The sequence below is a fragment of the Phytohabitans rumicis genome, assembly GCF_011764445.1.
Classification (GTDB): domain Bacteria; phylum Actinomycetota; class Actinomycetes; order Mycobacteriales; family Micromonosporaceae; genus Phytohabitans; species Phytohabitans rumicis.
The window spans coordinates 3,387,236-3,409,466 of sequence record NZ_BLPG01000001.1; the positions used below are offsets into that span (position 1 = coordinate 3,387,236).

The 22,231-nt window shown below is 70.4% G+C and carries 21 protein-coding genes and 1 pseudogene; 10 read left to right on the forward strand and 12 right to left on the reverse strand.

The window, feature by feature from the left end; translation table 11 throughout:
- Positions 1–36 precede the first annotated feature (36 nt).
- From Prum_RS14745 to Prum_RS14770, 6 genes and pseudogenes are all read right to left on the reverse strand, one after another.
- Positions 37–1,563 carry a sensor histidine kinase gene (locus tag Prum_RS14745; protein ID WP_173077106.1) on the reverse strand — a complete coding sequence of 509 codons (1,527 nt, stop codon included), beginning with the start codon at positions 1,561–1,563 and terminating at the stop codon, positions 37–39.
- A 17-nt stretch (positions 1,564–1,580) separates the two neighbouring features.
- The gene (locus Prum_RS14750; protein WP_173077107.1) at positions 1,581–2,282 is read right to left on the reverse strand and encodes a response regulator transcription factor; all 702 of its coding nucleotides are present in this window, start codon (positions 2,280–2,282) and stop codon (positions 1,581–1,583) included.
- Positions 2,283–2,349: 67 nt separating this feature from the next.
- Complete coding sequence (locus Prum_RS14755) at positions 2,350–2,979, reverse strand: PadR family transcriptional regulator (protein ID WP_173077108.1); 630 nt, start codon at positions 2,977–2,979, stop codon at positions 2,350–2,352.
- On the reverse strand, positions 2,976–3,794 hold the full coding sequence (locus Prum_RS14760) for a DUF4097 family beta strand repeat-containing protein (RefSeq protein WP_173077109.1): 819 nt from the start codon (positions 3,792–3,794) through the stop codon (positions 2,976–2,978). The genes Prum_RS14755 and Prum_RS14760 overlap by 4 nt, the downstream gene beginning before the upstream one ends.
- Positions 3,795–3,910: 116 nt before the next feature.
- Positions 3,911–4,728, reverse strand: a pseudogene (locus Prum_RS14765) (lysophospholipid acyltransferase family protein).
- Positions 4,725–5,531 carry a GNAT family N-acetyltransferase gene (locus Prum_RS14770; RefSeq protein ID WP_173077110.1) on the reverse strand — a complete coding sequence of 269 codons (807 nt, stop codon included), beginning with the start codon at positions 5,529–5,531 and terminating at the stop codon, positions 4,725–4,727. Before Prum_RS14770 ends, Prum_RS14765 begins: the two are co-directional and overlap by 4 nt.
- 91 nt (positions 5,532–5,622) lie before the next feature.
- Here Prum_RS14770 and Prum_RS14775 point away from each other — a divergent pair, with 91 nt between their 5' ends.
- The 5 genes from Prum_RS14775 (at position 5,623) to Prum_RS14795 (ending at position 11,764) form a co-directional block, all read left to right on the forward strand.
- Positions 5,623–6,021, forward strand: coding sequence for a DUF3052 domain-containing protein (locus Prum_RS14775; protein WP_173077111.1), 399 nt, complete (start codon positions 5,623–5,625; stop codon positions 6,019–6,021).
- Positions 6,022–6,102: 81 nt separating this feature from the next.
- Positions 6,103–7,014 (forward strand): ABC transporter ATP-binding protein, encoded by a 912-nt coding sequence (locus Prum_RS14780; protein WP_173077112.1) that lies wholly within the window; start codon positions 6,103–6,105, stop codon positions 7,012–7,014.
- Positions 7,011–7,841, forward strand: coding sequence for an ABC transporter permease (locus tag Prum_RS14785; protein ID WP_173077113.1), 831 nt, complete (start codon positions 7,011–7,013; stop codon positions 7,839–7,841). Before Prum_RS14780 ends, Prum_RS14785 begins: the two co-directional genes overlap by 4 nt.
- Positions 7,842–7,968: 127 nt before the next feature.
- Complete coding sequence (locus Prum_RS14790; RefSeq protein ID WP_173077114.1) at positions 7,969–11,598, forward strand: multifunctional oxoglutarate decarboxylase/oxoglutarate dehydrogenase thiamine pyrophosphate-binding subunit/dihydrolipoyllysine-residue succinyltransferase subunit; 3,630 nt, start codon at positions 7,969–7,971, stop codon at positions 11,596–11,598.
- Complete coding sequence (locus Prum_RS14795; RefSeq protein ID WP_173077115.1) at positions 11,585–11,764, forward strand: DUF6104 family protein; 180 nt, start codon at positions 11,585–11,587, stop codon at positions 11,762–11,764. Before Prum_RS14790 ends, Prum_RS14795 begins: the two co-directional genes overlap by 14 nt.
- Here the strand turns inward: Prum_RS14795 and Prum_RS14800 are convergent.
- Positions 11,761–12,606: a discoidin domain-containing protein gene (locus tag Prum_RS14800; protein WP_173077116.1), complete on the reverse strand. Its 846-nt coding sequence runs from the start codon at positions 12,604–12,606 to the stop codon at positions 11,761–11,763. The two genes, Prum_RS14795 and Prum_RS14800, sit on opposite strands and share 4 nt — an antisense overlap.
- Positions 12,607–12,617: 11 nt before the next feature.
- Positions 12,618–14,192 (reverse strand): alkaline phosphatase D family protein, encoded by a 1,575-nt coding sequence (locus Prum_RS14805; RefSeq protein WP_173077117.1) that lies wholly within the window; start codon positions 14,190–14,192, stop codon positions 12,618–12,620.
- Between the two features lie 441 nt (positions 14,193–14,633).
- Between Prum_RS14805 and Prum_RS14810 the strand changes: the two genes are divergently transcribed.
- Entirely contained in the window at positions 14,634–15,062 is a 429-nt protein-coding gene (locus Prum_RS14810; protein ID WP_173077118.1) for a hypothetical protein, read from the forward strand.
- Positions 15,063–15,140: 78 nt separating this feature from the next.
- A complete protein-coding gene (locus Prum_RS14815; protein ID WP_173077119.1) occupies positions 15,141–15,659 on the forward strand; it encodes a pyridoxamine 5'-phosphate oxidase family protein in 519 nt (172 codons plus the stop codon).
- Here Prum_RS14815 and Prum_RS14820 read toward each other — a convergent pair.
- The 3 genes from Prum_RS14820 to Prum_RS14830 are packed head-to-tail and all read right to left on the reverse strand — an operon-like array spanning position 15,656 to position 16,577.
- Positions 15,656–16,003, reverse strand: coding sequence for a DnaJ family domain-containing protein (locus Prum_RS14820; RefSeq protein ID WP_173077120.1), 348 nt, complete (start codon positions 16,001–16,003; stop codon positions 15,656–15,658). The two genes, Prum_RS14815 and Prum_RS14820, sit on opposite strands and share 4 nt — an antisense overlap.
- 32 nt (positions 16,004–16,035) lie before the next feature.
- Positions 16,036–16,182, reverse strand: coding sequence for a hypothetical protein (locus Prum_RS14825; protein ID WP_173077121.1), 147 nt, complete (start codon positions 16,180–16,182; stop codon positions 16,036–16,038).
- Positions 16,164–16,577 (reverse strand): Uma2 family endonuclease, encoded by a 414-nt coding sequence (locus tag Prum_RS14830; protein WP_173077122.1) that lies wholly within the window; start codon positions 16,575–16,577, stop codon positions 16,164–16,166. The genes Prum_RS14825 and Prum_RS14830 overlap by 19 nt, the downstream gene beginning before the upstream one ends.
- Positions 16,578–16,647: 70 nt before the next feature.
- Between Prum_RS14830 and pta the strand changes: the two genes are divergently transcribed.
- Together pta and Prum_RS14840 are read left to right on the forward strand one after the other, a co-directional pair.
- Positions 16,648–18,663: a phosphate acetyltransferase gene (gene pta, locus Prum_RS14835; RefSeq protein ID WP_173077123.1), complete on the forward strand. Its 2,016-nt coding sequence runs from the start codon at positions 16,648–16,650 to the stop codon at positions 18,661–18,663.
- Positions 18,660–19,787, forward strand: coding sequence for an acetate/propionate family kinase (locus Prum_RS14840; protein ID WP_173077124.1), 1,128 nt, complete (start codon positions 18,660–18,662; stop codon positions 19,785–19,787). Before pta ends, Prum_RS14840 begins: the two co-directional genes overlap by 4 nt.
- On the opposite strand, the gene Prum_RS14845 is transcribed toward Prum_RS14840, so the two are convergent.
- Positions 19,740–19,910: a hypothetical protein gene (locus tag Prum_RS14845; RefSeq protein ID WP_173077125.1), complete on the reverse strand. Its 171-nt coding sequence runs from the start codon at positions 19,908–19,910 to the stop codon at positions 19,740–19,742. The genes Prum_RS14840 and Prum_RS14845 overlap by 48 nt on opposite strands.
- A 116-nt stretch (positions 19,911–20,026) precedes the next feature.
- On the opposite strand from Prum_RS14845, the gene Prum_RS14850 reads away from it, so the two are divergent.
- Complete coding sequence (locus Prum_RS14850; protein ID WP_173077126.1) at positions 20,027–22,216, forward strand: MMPL family transporter; 2,190 nt, start codon at positions 20,027–20,029, stop codon at positions 22,214–22,216.
- Positions 22,217–22,231 lie beyond the last annotated feature (15 nt).

Genomic DNA, 22,231 nt, shown 5'->3' on the forward strand with positions numbered 1-22,231 from the left:
AACGGTCCTGAAACCACACTGGACGTTCGCTGTGAATCAGGAACTCTCGATCGAAACCGTTGACAGCGGTAGGCGTACCCGGAATATGGCGCCCTTGCCCGGTGTGGAGTCGACCTCGACGGCGCCGCTGTGCGCGGCCACCAGCGCGGCCACGATGGCGAGGCCCAGGCCGGTGCCGGCGGCGCCGTCCCGGCGGGTGCGGGCGGCGTCGACCCGATAGAAGCGCTCGAAGACCCGTTCGGCCTGCTCCGGCCCAAGGCCGGGGCCGGTGTCGGCCACCTCGATCACCGCGAGATCGTCCGGGTCGAGGCCCAGGCGCAGGGTGACCGACGCGTCCGCCGGGGTGTGTGTGAGCGCGTTGGTCATGAGGTTGCCGATGACCTGGCGCAGCCGCCCGTCGTCGCCGAGCACGACCAGCGGGCCGGCGTCGGGCGCGACCTCCAGCTCGATCGTGCGGTCTGGCGCCACCACGCGGGCGGCCTGGATGGCGTCGGCGGCGAGCACGCGCAGCTCGACAGGGGCCAGCTCCAGCGGGCGCTCCCGGTCGAGGCGGGCGAGCAGCAGCAGGTCTTCGACGAGCAGCCCCATCCGGGACGCCTCGTCCTCGATCCGGCGCACCAGCCGCGCCACATCCTCCGGGGAGCTGGCGGCGCCCTGCCGGTACAGCTCGGCGAAGCCGCGGATCGTCGTCAGCGGCGTACGCAGCTCGTGCGAGGCGTCGGCGACGAACTGCCGCATGCGCTCCTCCGACCGCCGCGCCCGGGCCTCGGACGCCTGGGCGGAAAAGGCCGCGTCCCGGGCGGCCGACTCGGCGGCCCGCGCGGCGGACTCCGACGCGGCTCGAGCCGTGAAGGCCGCCTCGATCTGGGCCAGCATCGCGTTGAGCGCGCGGGAGAGCCGGCCCAGCTCGGTCTGCGGCTCCTCCTCGTCGGGCTCGGGGTCGGGCACGCGTCGGGTCAGGTCGCCGCGGGCGATCGCGCCCGCCGTGCGCTCGATATCGATCAGCGGCCCCAGGCTGCTGCGGACGATCGCCGCGCCGAGGGCGGCCAGGAGGATCAGTACGGCGCCGCCGACCAGCGCGTCCACCCAGATCAGCCGGGTGACCGCCTCGTCGATGTCGACCAGGCTCTGCCCGACCGCCATCAGCCTGCCGTCGGGCAGCTGGGTGACCAGCACCCGCCACCGCACCCTGTGGTCGGCCGCGTCGTCGGTGTACGGCTTGTTGAGGTGCTCGTGGTAGCCGGCGTAGTCGGTCGGCAGGCTCGGCAGCTGGTTTTCGCTGAACGACTGGTTGTCGTAGTAGACGAGGGTGGTCACTTCCTGGTCGACGTACACGACCAGGTAGTCGCTGGGCAGGCTGACGGTGATCTTCTGATTGCTCATCGCCGACGTACGCAGGATCGGGCTGGCCGTACGCAGCTCCGAGTCGACCTTGTCGATCAGGTAACTGCGCAGGGCGATGGCGCTGCCGATGCTGATGACGAGCAGCGCCGCGCCGACCAGTACGAGCACCGATGTGACGAGCTTGACCCGCAGTGGCACACGGCGGACGAACCTCTTCATGACCGCCGCCCGCCCGGTCAGGTCGCCGGCTTTCGCAAGACGTAGCCCACGCCACGCAGGGTGTGGATCAAGCGCGGCTGGGTCGTGTCGACCTTGCGACGCAGGTACGAGATGTAGGACTCGACGATGTTGTCGTCGCCCCGGAAGTCGTAGTTCCACACGTGGTCGAGGATCTGCGCCTTGGAGAGCACCCGGTTGGCGTTGAGCATCAGGTACCGAAGCAGCTTGAACTCGGTCGGCGAGAGCTGGATCCGCTGGTTGGCCCGGTAGACCTCGTGCGTCTCCTCGTCCAGCTCCAGGTCGGCGAAGGTGAGCCGGGAGGGCGACTGGTCGCCGGAGGCGGTGCGCCGCAGCACGGCCCGGATGCGGGCGGTCAGCTCCTCCAGGCTGAACGGCTTGGTGACGTAGTCGTCGCCGCCCAGGGTCAACCCGCGGATCTTGTCGTCGGTGGCGTCGCGCGCGGTCAGGAAGACGACCGGCGTGCGGGTGCCCGACTCGCGCATCAGCCGGATGACCTCGAAGCCGTCGAGATCCGGGAGCATGACGTCGAGCACGACCAGGTCGGGCCGCCGGTCCTTGGCCGCGTTGACCGCGGCGCTGCCGCTGGTGGCGGTCGACACGTCGAAGCCGGCGAAGCGCAGACTGGCAGACAGCAGCTCGAGGATGTTGGGATCGTCCTCGACGACGAGCAGTCTCGCCTCAGTCTGCGGTGCGGCCATAGCAGACATCATTGCCCCTGGCGCTGAGCCATGTCTGGGGACTAGCTGAGAACACGCTGAGAAAAGGTCACCCTCTGAACAGGCGCCGCAACGCAGCGAGCGTAGCGTCCAGCGCCCGGGTCGCCGCACGAGCCTGGGTTTCGGTGAGGTGCGCGGCGCGAACCAGCTCGCGGACCTCCTTCGCGAACTCGTCGATGCGCTTCTGCAGGTCCTCGATCGCGCTGTCGTCGGCGGGGGCGGCCGGCGGGGGCTCCGGCGACGCGCCCCACGCGAACTCCCACCGGTACTCCCGTCGGCTGCGCCTGGTCTCCCGGGTCGCCTCGCTCAGCTCCCGCTTGAGGTCGCGCACCGAGCCACGCACCTCGTCCTGGATCTCGTTGGCCAGCGAGGTCAGGTCTTCGACCGAGGCGCGGATGTCCGACTCCAGCGCCGCCAACTCGCCCGCCCGCTGGCGCAGCTCCATGCGGCCGGCGTCGGTGATCTCGTACACCTTGCGGCCGCCGGCGGCGGTGTGCGCGACCAGGCCCTCGGCCTCCATCCGCTGCAGCCGCGGATAGATGGTGCCGGCGCTCGGCGCGTACAGCCCGAGAAAGCGGTTTTCCAGCAACCGGATCAGCTCATAGCCGTGCTTGGGGCCGTCGTCGAGCAGCTTGAGCAGGTAGAGGCGCAGCCGCCCGTGGCTGAACACTGCGGTCATACGTCGTCATCCTCGGCCTCGGGCGCTGGCCGGGACAGCAGGGCAATGCGTCCCGACGTGGCGGTCGCCCACAGTTTGCCCTCCCCGGACCCGAGCACGCCCTGCGCCTCCTGGGTCCACGTCTGACCGTTCGGCCGCACTTCCGGGAACGCGCTGGTGATCCGCCCCGACGTCGAGTGCAGGTGGACCGCGAGGTCGCTGTCCTCGCGGACCCGGACGGTCACGCTGCCGGAGGTGGTGTTGAGCCGGATCTCGCTGCGCCGGGGGTTGTCGAGGTCGCAGGTGATCGCGCCCGAGACGGTACGCGCGTGCACCCGCTCGGCCGGGCTGTCCGCGAGGATCAGCTCCCCTGAGATCGTCTCCATCGTGAGGTCGCCGGCCACGCCCAGCGCCTCGACCGGGCCGGAGACGAGCTTGGCGACCGTGCGTCCGCCGAGCCCCATGAGCGTGACCCGGCCGGACGTGACGGTGACGCTGGTGTCCTGCCGCAGACCCGAGGCGACGACCTCGCCGTCGACGAGATGCAGATCGGCCTGCACGCCCGCGGGCACGGCGATCGACACGTCGGCCCGGTAGCCCTTGTTGAACCAGAACCACAGGCCGGACCACTTGCGCGGGCGCTCGTGCCGCACGACCAGCCGCCCGTTGTGCTCCTCGACGATGACCGGCTTGCGGCCGACGTTGCCGATCTCGACGCGGGCCGGGCCGTCGGCCGCGACGACGTTGAGCCGGCCCGAGATGAGGTATACGTCAAGGCGGGTGACCGGCTCGTCGAAGCTGAGCCGCTGCGAGGCGTCGACCGTCCAGGTGCGCATGCCGCTCAGCATAACGCGATACATCGCGATACACCAGCTCGCCGCGCGCTTGCGCCGCGCGTTAGGAAGGGCACCTTGTTATGCAAAAAGCGATAACAAGGTGCCCTTCCTTGCGCTCACGCCGCCAGGTCGACGGAGCGTTGGGAGACGGAGGGCTCGGTGCGTACCGCGGACTCGGCCACCCGGGCGAGGTGCCGGCGGGTCGCCACCGCCTCCGGGTACAGCGCGGGCGTCGCCGTCACCGACACGACCAGCCGCGGCACCGCCAGCACCCGCCGCAGCGACACCCACAGGCTGTCGTCGCCCAGGAACGCCACGGTCGTCGGCCGCTCGCCGTAGTTGATCGCTACCGGCACCACCTTCGCGTCCGCGTCCACCGCCGCCTGGAACATCGCCGGGCGGAACCGTCCGAACATGGCGCCGCACCAGGTCGTACCCTCCGGAAAGACCGCGACCACCCCGCCGGCCCGCAGGGCCGCGGCGACCTGCGCCACCGTGCCCGGCAGCGCCCGCGGCCGGGTCCGGTCGACGAAGATCGTGCCGGCCGCGGCCGCCAGCGGCCCGATCACTGGCCACCCGCGCACGTCGTGCTTGGCCAGCATCCGCGCCGGCGCCAACGCGAGCAGCGCGACGATGTCCAGCCACGAGATGTGGTTGGCCACCAGCAGCGCCCGCTCGGTGGGCAGCCGCCCGCGGGTGACCAGGCGGACCCGCAGCGCCGCCAGCACCGCGCGGGCCCAGGCCCGTCCGGCGGCGCGCCGCCCACGCTGATTCAGCAGCGGGAGTACGGGCAGGAGCGTCACACCCAGCAACACTGCTCCGATCAGGGCCGCCAGCCGGCCCACCTGCCGTACCCGCGAGACGCGCTCGCCCGCGTCGGGGTGGGCAGGCACGCCGGCCCGCACTCCGACCGCGGCTGCCAGAGCCCGCTCACTTGACGTCCCCAAGGCTGGGCTGGCTGCTTCCAAGGAAGTGCTTGAGGTACCGCGGGTCCATCCGGTCGAGGGACAGCAATACGTAGAGGTCGGCGACGCCGAAGTCCGGGTCGTACGCCGGCTCGCCGCAGATCCACGCGCCCAGCCGCAGGTAGCCGCGCAGCAGTGGCGGCACGGCGGCCCGGCCGGTGTGGGCCGCGACCGCCGCCGCCGCACCCGGCTCGGCCAGCCACGGCCGGCGCGGGCGCACCCGCAGCGTGGGCGGCGACAGGTGCTTGGTGCGGGCCAGGTCCCAGACGCCGGCGGCCGTGGCCGGCCCGCCGGCGAGCGGCACCGAGGCGCAGCCGCCCAGCCAGCGCAGGTTCTTCAGGTGCAGGTATCGGGCGATGCCGGCCCACATCAGGTTGATCACCGCGCCGGTGCGGTGGTCGGGGTGCACGCAGGACCGTCCGGTCTCCACGAGGTGGTCGCGCAGCGGGCTGAACGCCCGCATGTCGAACTCGCTGTCGGCGTAACGGCGGCCGGCGCGGGCGGCGGCCTGCGGCGGCAGCATCCGGTACGTGCCGACCACCGCCCCGCTCGGCTCCTCGCGCACGATGAGGTGGTCACAGAACTCGTCGAACTCGTCGACGTCGAGTCCCGTGCCGGCGGTGGGCAGGTGGGCGCCCAGTTCCGCGGCGAAGACGTCGTAGCGCAGCCGCTGTGCGGCGGCGACCTGATCCCGGTCGTCGGCGATCAGCAGGGAGTATCCGCTGGTTCCGGTGGTACCCGCGGGAGCGGTGCTGGTGAGCAGTACAGCCATGCTCTCTGTGTAGGCATCCACGGTGATCAGGGAGTATCCCGAGCGTGTATCGCGCGTGGCGCTTGGCTGGCGATGTGAGACCGTACGTGCCGTGGCTGGTTACTCGGGTACTCCTCTCGCCCGCAAGCTGGGCATCGGCGCCGACTCCCTGGTCCTCTTCGACGGCGCGCCGGGCGGGTTCGCGATCGACGGCGTCGCGGCCGACCAGGTCCCCGGGCCCGACCCGTACGACGTGATCCTGTGCTTCTGTCCGGACCGCGCCCGGCTGGCCGAGCGGTGGCCGGTGCTGCACCCGCTGACCACACCGGCCGGGTCACTGTGGATCGCCTGGCCGAAGCGCGCGTCCGGCCGGCAGACCGACCTCGACGAGAACGTCGTACGCGACTTCGCTTTGGCGGCCGGCCGGGTGGACGTCAAGGTGTGCGCGATCGACGAGGTCTGGTCCGGGTTGAAGCACGTGATCCGGGTGGCGGACCGTCGCGCGAATTGAAAATCTTGCTTCTACCCGCCACCCTGTGTGCGGCGCGAGAGCGGCTTGCAGCCAGCACCGCGCGCTCACGGGAGGAGAGAAATGTCCGACGGACAGATCATCGTGTCCGGGCTGACGAAGCACTACAAAAACGTCAGAGCGGTCGACAATTTGTCGTTTACCGTCGCACCGGGGCGAGTCACGGGCTTCCTCGGCCCGAACGGCGCCGGTAAGACGACCACCCTTCGCATGTTGCTCAACCTGGTCCGCCCCACCGCCGGGGTGGCCACCATCAGCGGCCAGCGGTACGCCGACCTGCCCGAACCGCTGCGGCACGTCGGCGCGGTGCTGGAGGCGTCCAGCGCGCACAAGGGCCGTACCGGCATCAACCACCTGCGGGTGATCTGCGCGGCGGCCGGGTTCCCGCGCCACCGGGCGGACGAGGCGCTGGCCCTGGTTGGCCTGACCCCGGCGGCTAAGCGCAAGTTCAAGGGGTACTCGCTGGGCATGCGCCAGCGGCTGGGCATCGCCGCCGCGATGCTCGGCGATCCCAAGGTGCTGGTGCTCGACGAGCCGGCCAACGGCCTGGACCCCGAGGGCATCCGGTGGATGCGCGACCTGCTCAAGACGCTCGCCGGGCAGGGCCGCACGATCCTGGTCTCCAGCCACCTGCTGTCCGAGATGCAGTTGCTCGCCGACGACCTGGTGATCATCGCAGCCGGCAAGCTGGTCCGGCAGGGCACGGTCGACCAGGTGATGGACTCGATGGCGCACAGCGTCCAGGTTCGGGTCCGTACCCCGCAGGTCGACGAGCTGACCGCGGCGCTGGTCGCGCAGAACGCCACCGTCACGCCCAACGGCGACGGCGCGCTGCTGGTCAGCGGCGTCGACGCGCCGGCCGTCGGCCGGGTCGCCCTGAAGGCCGCGGTCGAGCTGCACGAGCTGACCGTCGAGCGGCCCGACCTGGAACGGGTGTTCCTGGAGCTGACCGCGGGGAAGGCGGCGATCCGATGAAGCTGGTCCACAGCGAGTTCCTCAAGCTCCGGACGACCAACGCCTGGTGGCTCTTCGGGCTCGGCGCGCTCGGCATGCTGGCGCTGGCGTTCCTGATCAACGCGCTGCAGGCGCACTACCTGCTGAACGACCCCAGCACGGAGGGGATGTCCACGGAGGACGCGGCCACCTTCGAGGCGACCGGCAGCGTGGTGTACCAGGCCGCCAACCTCTACACCTCGGGCCAGTTCTTCGGGCTGCTCTTCGTGATGCTCATCGGCATCGTGCTCATCACGAGTGAATTCCACCACCAGACCGTGACCACGACCTTCCTCACGACGCCGCACCGCACCGCAGTGATCGCGGCCAAGCTGGCGATGGCGGCGCTGGCCGGGGCGTTCTTCTGGCTGGTCACGACCGCGATCAACATCCCGGCGACGATCATCTTCCTGAACACCGAGGACTTCACCAGCCAGCTCGGCGAGTGGGCGGTCACCCGGGCGATCCTGCTCAACCTGGTGGCATACCTGCTCTGGGGGATCCTCGGCGTCGGCTTCGGCGTGCTCATCCGCAGCCAGATCGGCGCGACGGTCACCGCGGTCGCGCTCTATCTGCTGGGTACGGCCGCCGCGGCGATCGTCTTCACGCTCTTCGCGCAGTGGCTCGACCTGGACTGGATCAGAGACCTCCAGTACGGCATGCCATCGATCGCGTCCGGGCTGATGGTCAGCGGCACCGACCTACCGAATCAGCCGGCCTTCTGGGTGGGCGCCGTCGTGCTGGTCGTCTGGGCCCTGGCCACCGGAACGGTCGGCACCTTGATCACCCGTACGAGGGATGTGAGCTGACCGAAGTCCGACCATGGGGTGTGCAGCAACGCACTAGCGTGTCGCGCTGCACACCCCATGATCAACTGGCTGGCGTAGCCTTGATGCCGTCTTCCGCGTCAACCGCTGAAAGAGGCGAAAACCGGCCGTGTCGACCCAACAGGCATCGCAGGAAAACCCGCTCGCGGGGTTCGGCCCCAATGAATGGATCGTCGAGGAGATGTACCAGCGGTACCTCGCCGACCCATCCAGCGTAGACCCCGCCTGGCACGATTTCTTCGCCGACTACAAGCCGGCGACGGATGCCGGTTCGCCCGCGCCACCAGCGGAGAAGGCCGAGGTCACGCCGCCGGTATCCGCGCCCGCGGCGAAGCCGAAGCCCGCCGCGACCCCCAAGGCGGAGAAGGCGAAGGGCCCGAGCGCGCCGGCCGGAGCCAAGACCACTCAGCTCCGCGGCGTCGCCGCCAAGATCGTGCAGAACATGGACGCGTCGCTCGCGGTGCCCACCGCGACGAGCGTGCGGGCCGTGCCGGCGAAGCTGCTGGTCGACAACCGCATCGTGATCAACAATCACCTCGCCCGGGGCCGCGGCGGCAAGGTCAGCTTCACCCACCTGATCGGGTACGCGCTGATCAAGTCGCTGGCCGTGCACCCGGAGATGAACAACTCGTACGCCGAGGTCGACGCTAAGCCAGCGGTGGTCGAGCCGGAGCATGTCAACCTCGGCATCGCGATCGACCTGGCCCGCCCGGACGGATCGCGCACCCTCGTGGTGCCGAGCATCAAGGGCACCGAGCAGATGGACTTCCGGCAGTTCTGGCAGGCGTACGAGGACGTGGTCCGGCGCGCCCGCCGCAACGAGCTGACCATGGAGGACTACGGCGGCACCACGATCTCGCTGACCAACCCGGGCGGCATCGGCACCGTGCACTCGATGCCGCGGCTGATGACCGGGCAGGGCGCGATCATCGGCGTCGGCGCGATGGAGTACCCGGCGCCGTACGCGGGCATGTCCGAGGAGAGCCTGGCCGACCTCGCCGTCAGCAAGATCATCACGCTGACCAGCACGTACGACCACCGGATCATCCAGGGCGCGCAGTCCGGCGAGTTCCTCAAGACCGTGCACGAGCTGCTGCTCGGCGAGCACGGCTTCTACGACGAGATCTTCACCTCGCTGCGCCTGCCGTACGAGCCGGTGCGCTGGGTGCGCGACGTCGACGCCAGCTCCGAGGGTCAGATCAACAAGACCGCGCGGGTGCACGAGCTGATCCACGCCTACCGGGTCCGGGGCCACCTCATGGCCGACACCGACCCGCTGGAGTTTCAGATCCGCAAGCACCCCGACCTCGACGTACTCGAACATGGTCTGACGCTGTGGGACCTGGACCGCCACTTCCCGGTGGCCGGTTTCGCCCACAAGCAGCGGATGAAGCTCCGCGAGATCCTCGGCGTGCTGCGCGACTCCTACTGCCGCCGGGTGGGCGTGGAGTACATGCACATCCAGGACCCGGAGGAGCGGCGCTGGATCCAGGAACGGATCGAGCTCAAGTACGCCAAGCCCGACGCCGGTGAGCAGAAGCACATCCTCAACCGGCTCAACGCGGCCGAGGCGTTCGAGACGTTCCTGCAGACCAAGTTCGTGGGCCAGAAGCGCTTCTCGCTGGAGGGCGCCGAGTCGCTGATCCCGCTGCTCGACGAGATCCTGCAGGCGTCGGCCGAGGCCGACCTGGACGAGGTCGTCATCGGCATGGCCCACCGCGGCCGGCTCAACGTGCTGGCCAACATCGTCGGCAAGCCGTACGAGAAGATCTTCTACGAGTTCGAGGGGCACATCGACCCGAAGTCGGCGCACGGCTCCGGGGACGTCAAGTACCACCTCGGCCAGGTCGGCAAGTTCACCACCCCGGACGGCGAGCACGCGATCACCGTCTCGGTGACCGCCAACCCGTCCCACCTGGAGGCCGTCGACCCGGTCATGGAGGGCATCGTCCGGGCCAAGCAGGACCGGATCGACCTCAAGCTCGAGGGTTACACGGTGCTGCCGCTCGCGGTGCACGGCGACGCCGCGTTCGCCGGCCAGGGCGTGGTCGCCGAGACGCTCAACTTGTCACAGCTGCGCGGCTACCGCACCGGCGGCTCGGTGCACGTGGTGGTCAACAACCAGGTCGGCTTCACCACCGCCCCGGAGTACAGCCGCTCCTCGCTCTACTCCACCGACGTGGCCCGGATGATCCAGGCGCCGATCTTCCACGTGAACGGCGACGACCCCGAGGCCGTCGTGCGGGTGGCCCGGCTCGCGTTCGAGTACCGCCAGGCGTTCAACAAGGACGTCGTCATCGACCTGGTCTGCTACCGCCGGCGGGGGCACAACGAGGGCGACGACCCGTCGATGACCAACCCGCTCATGTACGCGATCATCGACAAGAAGCGCTCGGTCCGGAAGCTCTACACCGAGGAGCTGATCGGCCGCGGCGACATCACCGTCGGCGACGCGGAGGAGCTGCTGCGCGACTACCAGGCGCAGCTGGAGCAGGTCTTCAAGGCCACCCGCGACGCGGCCACGACCGGCACCCGCCCCACCCGGGTACGCCAGCCGGAGCCCGAGCCGGCGGTCGACACCAAGGTCGACCCGGCCGTGGTCAAGGCGGTCGGCGACGCGCACGTCAACCTGCCCGAGGGCTTCACCCCGCACAAGCGCATCCAGCAACTGCTGGACCGGCGGGCCAAGATGGCCGCCGAGGGCCACATCGACTGGGGCTTCGGCGAGATCATGGCGTTCGGGGCGCTGCTCAACGACGGCGTCACCGTCCGGCTAGCCGGGCAGGACTCGCGCCGCGGCACGTTCGTCCAGCGGCACGCGTCCATCGTGGACGCCAACACCGGCGACGACTACCTGCCGCTGTCCGCGCTGGCCAAGGACCAGGCCCGGTTCTTCGTACACGACTCGCTGCTGTCCGAGTACGCGGCGATGGGCTTCGAGTACGGCTACTCGGTGGAGAACACCGAGGCGCTGGTGCTGTGGGAGGCGCAGTTCGGCGACTTCGCCAACGGCGCGCAGTCCGTGGTGGACGAGTTCATCTCCTCCGGCGAGGTCAAGTGGGGCCAGCAGTCGTCGCTGACCCTGCTGCTCCCGCACGGCCACGAGGGCCAGGGCCCCGACCACACCTCCGGGCGGCCGGAGCGCTACCTGCAGCTGTGCGCCGAGGACAACATGCGGGTGGCCAACCCGACCACCCCGGCGAACTACTTCCACCTGCTGCGCCGCCAGGGCCTGTCGACCAAGCGCAAGCCGCTGGTGGTGTTCACGCCGAAGTCGCTGCTGCGGCACCGGCTCGCGGTGTCCAGCGTGGAAGACTTCACCACCGGTACGTTCCAGACCGTCATTCCTGACTCCGGCGGACCGCGCCCGGAGCAGGTCAGGCGGGTGCTGCTGTGCACCGGCAAGCTGTACTACGACCTCTTCCAGGCGCGCGCCGAGCGGGGCGTCACCGACACCGCGATCATCCGGATGGAGCAGCTCTACCCGCTGCCGGTCGAGGAGTTGCGGGCCACCCTGTCGGCGTTCCCGAACGCGACCGACTTCGCCTGGGTGCAGGAAGAGCCGGCCAACCAGGGCGCCTGGTCGTTCATCGCGCTGAACCTGCTGGAGCACCTGGAGGGCGTGAGCCTGCGACGGATCTCCCGCCCGGCGGCGGCCGCGCCCGCGGTCGGCTCCGCCAAGCTGCACGAGGCCGAGCAGGCCGCGCTGCTGGAGGCGGCCCTGCATGTACTTCACTGACCGCGGCATCGAAGAGCTGGCCGAGCGGCGCGGCGAGGAGAGCGTCTCGTTGGAGTGGGTGTCCGAGCGGCTGCGCGACTTCGTCGACCTCAACCCCGAGTTCGAGACGCCGATCGAACGCTTCGCCACCTGGCTGGCCCGGCTGGACGAGCTCGACGAGGACTAGCCGGGGTACGCCTCCAGCTCCACGACCCGGGAGTACGTCAGGCCCTCGTTGCTGGCCAGCGCCAGGACGCGTACGGCCTTGGTCAGCACCGGCGGGAAGGCGGTGCTGACCAGGCCCGCGGTGTTGCCGCGTACCTGCGCCACGGTCACCCACTGGCCGCCGCTGTCCACCTGGACGTCCCAGTCCCGCAGGCCGTACCGGGCCGCCGGGTAGCGGGTCGAGTTCAACGTGTACAGATCCACCCGGCCCACGGTCTCCTCGGTGGCGAAGGACACCTGCAGCCAGTCCGGGAAGAGGCCGCGGGTGCCGTCGTTCCAGCCGGTGGTGGTCGCCCAGTGGGCCGAGTCCCGGTCGCCATCGGTGGCACCGCAGGCCGGGTAGACCGGTAGGTGCTCGGAGGAGGCGACGACGGTCGCGAAGCGGGCCAGGTTGCCGGTCGGGTTCTCCGGCGCGGGCAGCACGGTGACCGGCAGCGACAGCCGGGCATCCCCGGCGCGCAGCGCCAGCGCGTACTCCCCGGGTGCGGTGCCGACCACGGCGGTGACCTGCACGCGGATCTTCAGCTCGTACCCGGCCGGCAGGTAGCTGGTGACCACCTCGCGGGACACCCGCAGCTCGTCCGGGGCGTCCACGAACGCGTCCGCGTAGACCGCGCGCGCCCCCGCGTTCTTGAACCGGAGCTCGAAGCCGCTGCGCGGGCACGGCTGCGGCAGCACCTCCACGGTGGACACGTCGGTCGACAGGGCGAGCTGCGGCCGGGTCCGCTCGGCGGTGGCCGGCGTGCTCGACGCCAGCAGCACGAGTCCGCCGGCCACGACCGTCCACATCAGACGCCTAGACATACGCTGCCCCCTCAGGCCGGGTTCAGGCCGGGGTTGCCGGCTTCGACGACGAACGACCGGTGCGTGCTGACCGGCGCGCCCGGCCGGTCGACGTACGGCAGGATGCGGAAGTCGGCGCGCAGCTCGCTGCCGGTCAGCCGGCACACGACGTAGCCGCGCCGCTCGTTGACCAGCTTGAGATGCGGGTTGCTGTCGAGGAACTTCTGGCCCATGGGCGAGATGTCCATGCCGTTGCCGGCGCTGCTGATGGACGTGCCGACGAGCTCGACGCCGATGGTCGGCCCGGCGACGTCCCGCTTCAGGTCGAACGCGTAGCTGCTGTGCACGTCGCCGGTGACCACGACGGGGTTCGGCCGGGTGGCGAGCCCGGCCAGCGCGCGGTCCTGCTGCGCCTGGTAGCCGTCCCAGCCGTCCATATTGAACAGTTGCCCCGCGGTCGGGTCGAGGTCCATCTGGCTCATCACGACCTGACTGGCCACGATGTTCCAGGTGGCCTGGGAATCCCGCAGCCCGTCGAGGAACCACTGCTCCTGGGCGTCGCCGAGGAGCGTCCGGGCCGGGTCGCGGCGGGCCGGCGAGTCCGGGTCCCAGCCGTCCCCCTGCGCCTGGTCGGAGCGGAACTGCCGGGTGTCCAGCACGGTGAAGTCGGCCAGGTCGCCGTACCCGAACCGGCGGTGCAGGCGCATGTCCGGGCCCTGCGGTTGTGGCGTACGCAGCGGCAGGTTCTCCCAGTACGCGCGGTAGGCGTTGGCCCGGCGTACCAGGAAGTCCTCGACCGGGGCGTTGGTCTTGGACACCAGCCCGGCGTAGTTGTCCTGCACCTCGTGGTCGTCCCACGTGACGATCCACGGTGCGACCCGGTGCGCCTCCCGCAGGTCCGGGTCGCTCTTGTAGAGCGCGTACTGCAGCCGGTAGCGGTCGAGCGTGTCCGTCTCGGTGCGGAACTGGCTCGGCACCGGGGTGCTCACGTTGCGCAGCCCGCCTGCGGCGGCGATGCCGTACTCGTAGATGTAGTCGCCGAGGAAGAGCACCACGTCCGGGTCTTCGGCGGCGAGGTGGCGGTGCGCGGTGTAGTAGCCGTCCCCCCAGTACTGGCAGGAGGCGAACGCGAACGTCAGCCCCGACGACGGCCCGGCGGGCGCCGTCCGCGTGCGGCCGACCTCGCTCTGCCACCGCCCGGCCCGGAAGCGGTAGTAGTACTGCCGCCCGGGCTTCAGCCCGCGCACGTCGACGTGCACGCTGTGGCCGTACTCGTAGCGCGCGGTCGCGACGCCGCTGCGCACGACGTGCCGGAACCGCTCGTCCGTCGCGACCTGCCACTCGACCGACGCGTCCCGTCTGTCCATGCCGGACAGTGGCTCGAACGGCTTCGGGGCCAGCCGCGTCCAGATGACGACCGAGTCCGGCAGCGGGTCGCCCGACGCGATCCCGAGCGTGAACGGGTCTTCCCGCAGCGCCGCCCCACCGGCCCGCGCCTCGGGGCGCCCCCGGTAGTCGACGGTGAAGGCAAGCGCGGTGGCCGCCCCGGCGACGGTCAGGAACCGGCGCCGGGCGAGGGCCGCGGCGGGGCGGGGGATCTCGAACACGCCGGCTCCTCTATGTAGGTTATTGCCGGTTGATCATTCCAAAGCTGCAACCTTTCGTCCAGATGGCCGGCAGGCATCGGCACGGAGTCGATCGCGTGAGCACCCCGGATCCGGCGCGTGCCACGCGCCCCCTTTGTCCGTCGATCAAGGGCATATGGCCGTACTTTGATCTCCAAACCATGACCATTTGCCCTTGATCGGCGACAAATCCCTTGATCGGCCATCGGCTGGTCAGCGGATCATGAGGGCACACAGGTTACACTCAGTAAACCTTTAGACACCAAGGGTGTTCTCCCGGGCGTTGAAACGCATACTCGCGGGCGCGCAGGCTGTCTTGCGGGGACGCCGCCTACCGTCTTCATCCCACTCATCAGCGTCGATTGGGGGATCATGAGACGCCTCATAGCCATCCTCGCCTTTGCGCTCTTTGCCCTGTTCGCAGTGAGCAGTCCCGCATTGGCCGACAACCCACACTTCCTCCGCTCCAGCGCGAGCGGACCCAATAACGCAGGCAACCTCGACGTCAACTTCAAGATCGCTGGGCTCGGCGACAACGTCACCATCACGGTGACGGCAACCGCCGACGCCACCGCGGTGTACGCGTGCCGCAACAACGGCGGCAACTTCCCGAGTGACCCGAAGAAGACCCAAGTCTCCGGGCCGGTGAGCGCGTCGGGCGACTTCACGTCCGGCAAGAACGGCCAGGTGTCGGGCTCACTCACCCTCTCACCACCATCGACAACGCTGGCATGTCCTGGCGGGCAGCGCCGGGTGCTGGTCAGCGTGAGCTACACCAACGTCCAGGTCTCCGGCGGCGGTGACACCGCCTCGATTCCTGGCACCTTCAGCCGCACCTTCTTCAACATCTAAGCCGTCGGCACCGGCGGCGCCCCCGCTCGGCCCGTCTCACTCGTAGATGCTTAGGAGGACACGAGAAAGAGGCGGACCATGACTGACCGAGAGCCCACCACGGTTACCAACCTCGACCAGTACGGATCTCCGGCCCTGCCGTGGAGCCGGCCCCGCGACGAGCTGGCCAACAGTCCGGCGGACCGCGACACGCCGTACTTCCTCGGTACCGCACGGCCGGACGGGCGCCCGCACTCCGCCGGAATCGGGGCCACGTGGCATGACGGCGCCCTCTACTTCGTCAGCGGACCGGGCACCCGCAAGTCGCGCAACCTGGCGGCCAATCCGGCCTGCACGGTCTCCGCCCACCTGGCGACCCTCGACCTGGTCCTCGAGGGCGAGGCGAGCCGGGTCACCGACCGGCCGACGCTGGAACGCCTGGCCGCCGTCTACCGCGACAACGGCTGGCCCGCCGAGGTGGACGGCGATGCGCTCACCGCGCCGTTCACCGCGCCCAGTGGCGGCCCGCCGCCCTGGTACCTGTACCGGCTCAACCTGCGCACGGCGTACGGCGTCGCCAGTGCCGAGCCGCACGGCGCGACCCGCTGGGACTTCTAACGCGAGCCTCGCCAGGCCGCGACAACCGCGTCGACGTCGACCTCGTCGATGACCACCGGCGGGCCGTCGACCTGACCGCGGTTGGCCTGGCGGATCCGCTCGTTCAGGTCGGTGACGTACTCGCGGACGAGCTGCTCGGACCGCTTCTTCGCCACGGTCTCCATGAGCTCCTCGGCCTCCTTGCGGATCCGCAGTGACGTGGGCGCGATCCCGGTCAGCTCCTCGCGACGCACCCAGTCCTTGAGCCACCAGTTCTCCTCGTACGGCTCGCCGCGCCCGGGCAGCGGCTTGCCGGATCCGGGGAGGTCATCGAACTCGCCCCGCTCCTGCGCCTCCCGAATCATGCGATCAATGTGCGACTCGAACCGGCTCGGCACTAGTCCTCCAATGCGGACACGTCCACCGTCGCCCACACCAGCCCGGGAGCGGCGACCGTGTCGCCCGCGGTGAAGATTCCGGATTCGACATATCCGGTGTCTCCAAGGCGGAACGTGTGCAGCTCGATCACCGGCTCGATCTCCACCCGCCAATAGTGCTGGATCCCACCCGCGGCGTACTGTGCGGGCTTTCCCGGCGGTCGTCCGTCTCCGAACCCGGACTCACGACTTCGACGGCAAGCACTACTTCGTAGGCGAAGTACCGGCTGCGACGACGGCTGTAAGCGTCCGCATGCACCACCAAAAGATCGGGATTGCGGCGAAGTCGCTCGTCCAGCCTGATCTCCTGCTCCCGGAGGACCTTGAGATCCGGCGGGCAGACAGCAGCCATCTGGTTCTTCAGGGCATCGACGACCTCCTGATGCCAGGAGGTGGGGGTGGCCGCCATGCGAATGACTCCATCGACAAGCTCGCGACGCGGATCCTCCGGGAGTCCATCGAATTCGTCACCCGTGAGAACCTGGCCTATCGGCTCGTACACGTAATCAGTGTACGGGCAGAGAGATCCGGGGCGCCCGATCAAGTGGAGCCTGGCCGCATAGGCTGACCTCGTGGCGCGGAGCGTGTACGTCGCGGGCGTTGGCCCCGGGGGTGGGAAGTCGACGATCGCGCTCGGCCTGGCCGAGCTGCTGTCCCGGCAGGTGGAGCGGATCGGGGCGTTCCGGCCGTTGACGCCGGCCGCGGTCGAGGATCCGATCCTCGCCCTGCTGCGCGAGCGCTACCACATCGAGTCGCCGTACGCGGACATGTACGGGGTCACGTACGCCGAGGCGAGCGCGTTGGTGGCCGGAGGGCGGCGGGAGGAGCTGATCTCCCGGATCGTCGGGCGCTACCGGGAGCTGGAACGCCGGCACCAGGCCATGGTGGTGGTGGGCAGCGACTTGACCGAGGAGGATCTGGCGTTCAACGCCCGGCTGGCGACCGAGTTCGGCAGCGTTGTGGTGGGGGTGGTCGAGGGCGAAGGGGACGTCGCCGGGGCGTACCACAGTCTGGTGGACCTCGACGCGACGGTGCTGGCGGTGATCGCCAACCGGGTCCCGCCTGGCACGACGATGCCGGAGCTGCCGGTGCCGGCGTACGCGATCCCGGAGGTGCCGGCGGTGTCGGCGCCGACGGTGGCGGAGGTGGCGGCGGCGCTGGGCGCCACCCTGCTGGCCGGCGACGCCGCCGCGCTGGACCGGGACGTGCTGGACTTCGTGGTCGGCGCGGCGCACGTGCCGCTGCTGCTGGACCACCTGACCGACGGCTGCCTGATGATCACGCCTGGTGACCGAGACGACCTGCTGGTGGCGGCCGGCGCGGCCCGGGTCGCCGGTACGGCGGCGGTGGCGGGCATCGTGCTGACGCTCGGCGAGCAGCCGGACCCGCGCGCGATGCGCCTGGTGGAGCGGCTCGACGCCGGGCTGGCGGTGCTGTCGGTGCCGTCCGACAGCTACCACACGGTCGAGGTGCTCAGCCGGATCGAGGGGCGCCCTACGGCGGCCAGCCCGCGCAAGGTGCAGGCGGCGATCGGCGCGTTCGAGTCGAGTGTGGACACCGAGGAGCTGGCGCGCCGGCTCGACGTGGCGCGGGCGACCCGGGTGACGCCGCTCATGTTCGAGTACGACCTGATCGACCGCGCCCGCGCGAACCGGCGGCACCTGGTGCTCCCGGAGGGCGGCGAGGAGCGGATCCTGCGCGCGGCCGATGTGCTGCTGCGCCGGGGCGTCGCGGACCTGACGCTCCTCGGCGACCCCGGCGACATCGCCCGCAAGGCGCGCGACCTCGGCCTGGACGTCGAGGCGGCCCGGGTCGTCGACCCGGCGACGAGCCCGTGGTTGGAGGAGTTCGCCGCCACGTACGCGGATCTGCGGCGGCACAAGGGCGTCACGCTCGACCTGGCCCGGGACGTGGTCCGGGACGTCAGCTATTTCGGCACGCTGATGGTGCACGCCGGGCGGGCCGACGGGATGGTCTCCGGCGCGACGCACACCACGGCCGCGACGATCCGGCCGGCGTTCGAGATCATCAAGACCGTGCCGGGCCTGGGGGTGGCCTCCAGCGTGTTCTTCATGCTGCTCGCCGACCGGGTGCTCGTCTACGGCGACTGCGCGGTCAACCCCGACCCGGACGCGGCCGAGCTCGCCGACATCGCACTGTCCTCAGCGGACACCGCGGCGCGGTTCGGCATCGAGCCGCGGGTGGCGATGCTGTCGTACTCCACCGGCGCGTCCGGCACAGGGGCCGACGTGGAGAAGGTCGCGGCGGCCACCGCGCTGGTCCGGCAGCGCCGGCCGGATCTGCCCGTCGAGGGACCCATCCAGTACGACGCCGCGATCGACCCCGCGGTCGCGGCGACCAAGCTGCCCGGCAGCGAGGTGGCGGGGTACGCGACCGTCTTCATCTTCCCCGACCTGAACACGGGCAACAACACGTACAAGGCGGTGCAGCGGTCGGCCGGTGCGGTCGCCGTCGGCCCGGTTATGCAGGGCCTGCGCCGCCCGGTCAACGACCTGAGCCGGGGTGCGACGGTCAAGGACATCATCAACACGGTGGCGATTACCGGGATACAGGCGGCGTCCACATGAGAGTGCTGGTCCTCAACTGCGGCTCCTCCTCGGTCAAGTACCGCCTGTACGACAAGGACGCCACCGTCGACAAGGGACTCCTTGAGCGGGTCACCGACTACGACGCGGCCCTGTACGAGGTCACCGCGCGGCTCGACCTGAGTGGCCTCGGCGCGGTCGGGCACCGCGTTGTCCACGGTGGACTGCGCTTTACCGAGCCCACCGTCATCACCGACGAGGTGGTCGCCGCCGTCGAGGGCCTGGTCCCGCTCGCGCCGCTGCACAATCCGGCCAACCTGGCCGGGATCGCGGTGGCCCGGCGGTTGCTGCCGGGTGTGCCGCAGGTGGCGGTCTTCGACACCGCCTTCCACCGGACCCTGCCTGAGGCGGCCGCCACGTACGCCATCGACGCCGCCGTCGCGCGGGAGCACGGCATCCACCGGTACGGCTTCCACGGCACCTCGCACGCGTACGTCTCGCGCCGCACGGCCGACCTCCTCGACCGTCCACTGGAGACTGTGAACACCATCACGCTGCACCTCGGCAACGGGGCCAGCGCGTGCGCGGTCGAGGGCGGGCGCTCGGTCGCCACCTCGATGGGGCTCACGCCGCTGGAAGGGCTGGTCATGGGCACCCGCAGCGGCGACCTGGACCCGGCCGTCATCTTCCACCTGCGGCGTACGGCCGGCCTGGGCGTGGACGAGATCGACGACCTGCTCAACCACCGCAGCGGCCTGCTGGGCCTCGCCGGGGTGGGCGACATGCGCGAGATCCTGAGCCGGCGTGCGACCGGCGACCCGGCGGCCACGCTCGCGTTCGACGTGTACTGCCGCCGGATCAAGTCGTATGTGGGCGCCTACTATGCGCTACTGGGCCGGCTCGACGCGATCACCTTCACGGCCGGGGTCGGCGAGAACGCGGCTCCCGTACGGGCCGAGTCGCTCGCCGGGCTGACCCGCCTCGGTATCGAGGTGGACACGGAGCGCAACGACGGACGTGGCGAGCGGATCATCTCACCGGACGGGGCACCGATAACTGTGTGTGTCGTGCCGACCGACGAGGAGTTGGAGATCGCCACTCAGACCCGGTCGGTGCTCTTAGGCGAGCGCCAGGAAGAGGGTCAGCGCGATCAGCACCGCGAATAGCACCGCGATGCCGATGATCAGGGGCAGCCGGGACGGTGGGGCTTCCGCCGCCGCCGGTGCTCCCTGCACGAAGGAACGGAACGCCTCGGTGTTGCCACTCGGATCCACGTACTCGTCAGACATGGCCACGACCTTAGCGTGGTAGGGCTGGCCCTACCACGATGGCGCGGTGTTCCCCACCGGAAAGTGGGGTGCATGCGGGATCGAAGCCGATCAGCTTCGTCCATAGCGTCGGTGGCATGACGACGTCCCTGTTGGAAAGAACGCCGACCACCCGGCCGGGTGAGCACCGGCGGCCCCGCAACCTGGCTGCCACGGTCGCGCGCTTCAGTGCGCGGCATCGGGCCACCGCGATCCTCGGCTGGCTACTCTTCGTCGTCGCCGCGACCGCGCTGGCCGCCGTGGTCGGCACGATCGCCGCCACCGACAGCGATTACGGCAACGGTGAGTCCAAGCGCGCGCAGCAGCTGATCGAGGCGGCCGGCTTCCCGGACCGGGCCGGCGAGATGGTCATCGTGCAGAGCGGCGCGCTCACCGCCGGCGCACCGGAGTTCCGGGCCGCGGTGCAGGACGCCGTCGCGGCCGTCGAGGCCACCGGCCAGGTCGAAAACGTCAACACCGACGCGGTCTCGGCGGACAAGCACGCCGTGCTGGTCACGTTCGACATGAAGGGCGACGCGGACACCGCCGCCGACCGGGTCCAGCCGGTGCTGGACGCGGTGGCCGGGGTCCAGGCCAAGCATGCCGACCTGGTGATCGCGCAGACCGGCGCGGCGAGCATCGACAAGGCCATCGTGAGCAACCTCGAGTCCGACCTGGCCCGGCTGTCGATGCTGTCCATCCCGGTGACGCTGGGCATCCTGATCATCGCGTTCGGCGCGCTGCTGGCCGCCGTACTCCCGCTTGGTCTTGCTCTGACGGCGTTCCTGGCGTCCTTGGGGCTGCTCGCGGCGAGCAGCCGCTTCTTCCCGGTGGGCGACAGCACCACGCACCTGATGCTGCTGATGGGCCTGGCCGTGGGGGTCGACTACTGCCTGTTCTACATCCGCCGGGAACGCGAGGAGCGGGCCCGCGGCGCCGACCCCGAACAGGCGCTGGCCATCGCGGCGGCCACCTCCGGCCGGTCGGTGCTGATCTCGGCGTTCACCGTGATCATCGCGATGGCGGGGATGTTCCTGACCCGGGACACCGCGTTCATCAGCCTGGCCCTGGGCACCATCCTGGTGGTCGCGACGGCGGCGCTGGGCTCGCTCACCGTGCTGCCCGCCGTGCTGTCCAAGCTGGGCGACCGGGTCGACCTCGGCCGCATCCCGGGCCTGTACAGGCGGGAGTCCAACGGGCGGTTCTGGCGGGCCGTGCTGCGGGTGGTGCTGCGCCGGCCCGGCGTGTCCGCGGTCCTGGCGGCGGGCGCGCTCATCGCCCTGGCCCTGCCCGCGCTCGGCATGCGCACCGCGTCCGACGGCATCGACGGGATCAAGCACGAGGCCGCCGCCCTGCAGACGTACGACCGGGTGCAGGCCGCCTTCCCCGGCGGCGCCGACCCGGGTGTGGTGGTCATCAAGGCCCCGGACGTCACCAACCCCGCGGTCACCGCGGCCATCGCGGACTTCAAGACCAAGGCGCTGGCCACCGGCCAGCTCCACGAGCCGGTCACCGTCGAGGTCAGCCCGGACAAGACGGTCGCGCTGGTCAGGCTCGGACTATCGGGTACGGGCGTGGACGCCACCTCCGAAGCAGCGGTACGCACGCTGCGGGACGACGTCATCCCCGCGACCGTGCAGGGCGTGGACGGCGCCGAGGTGGCGGTGACCGGTGAGGCGGCCCAGTCGGTCGACTTCAACCACGCGCTGACCCGCAGCGTGCCGCTGGTCTTCGCGTTCGTGCTGGGGCTGGCGTTCGTGCTGCTGCTGGTGTCGTTCCGGTCGGTGGTCGTGGCGGTCACCGCGATCGTGCTCAACCTGCTCTCGGTCGCCGCCGCGTACGGCGCCCTGGTGCTGGCGTTCCAGCACGGCTGGGGCGAGGGTCTGATGGACTTCCACGCCCGCGGCGCGCTCACGAGTTGGCTGCCGCTCTTCCTCTTCGTGATCCTGTTCGGCCTGTCCATGGACTACCACGTGTTCGTGCTGAGCCGGATCCGCGAGGGGTACGACCGCGGCTGGCCGACCAAGCTCGCCGTCTCCCGGGGCATCCGCGGCACGGCCGGCGTGATCACCAGCGCGGCCGTGGTGATGGTGGCGGTGTTCGGCCTCTTCACGACGGGGTCGCTCACCTCGATGAAGGAGATGGGCTTCGGCCTGGCCGTGGCCGTCCTGATCGACGCCACGATCGTCCGCGCCGTGCTCCTCCCCTCGGTGATGGCCCTGCTCGGCGACCGCAACTGGTACCTCCCGCGCTGGCTTGCCTGGCTCCCCCACCAGTCCCACCACTAGGGGCCCCGACTTCGT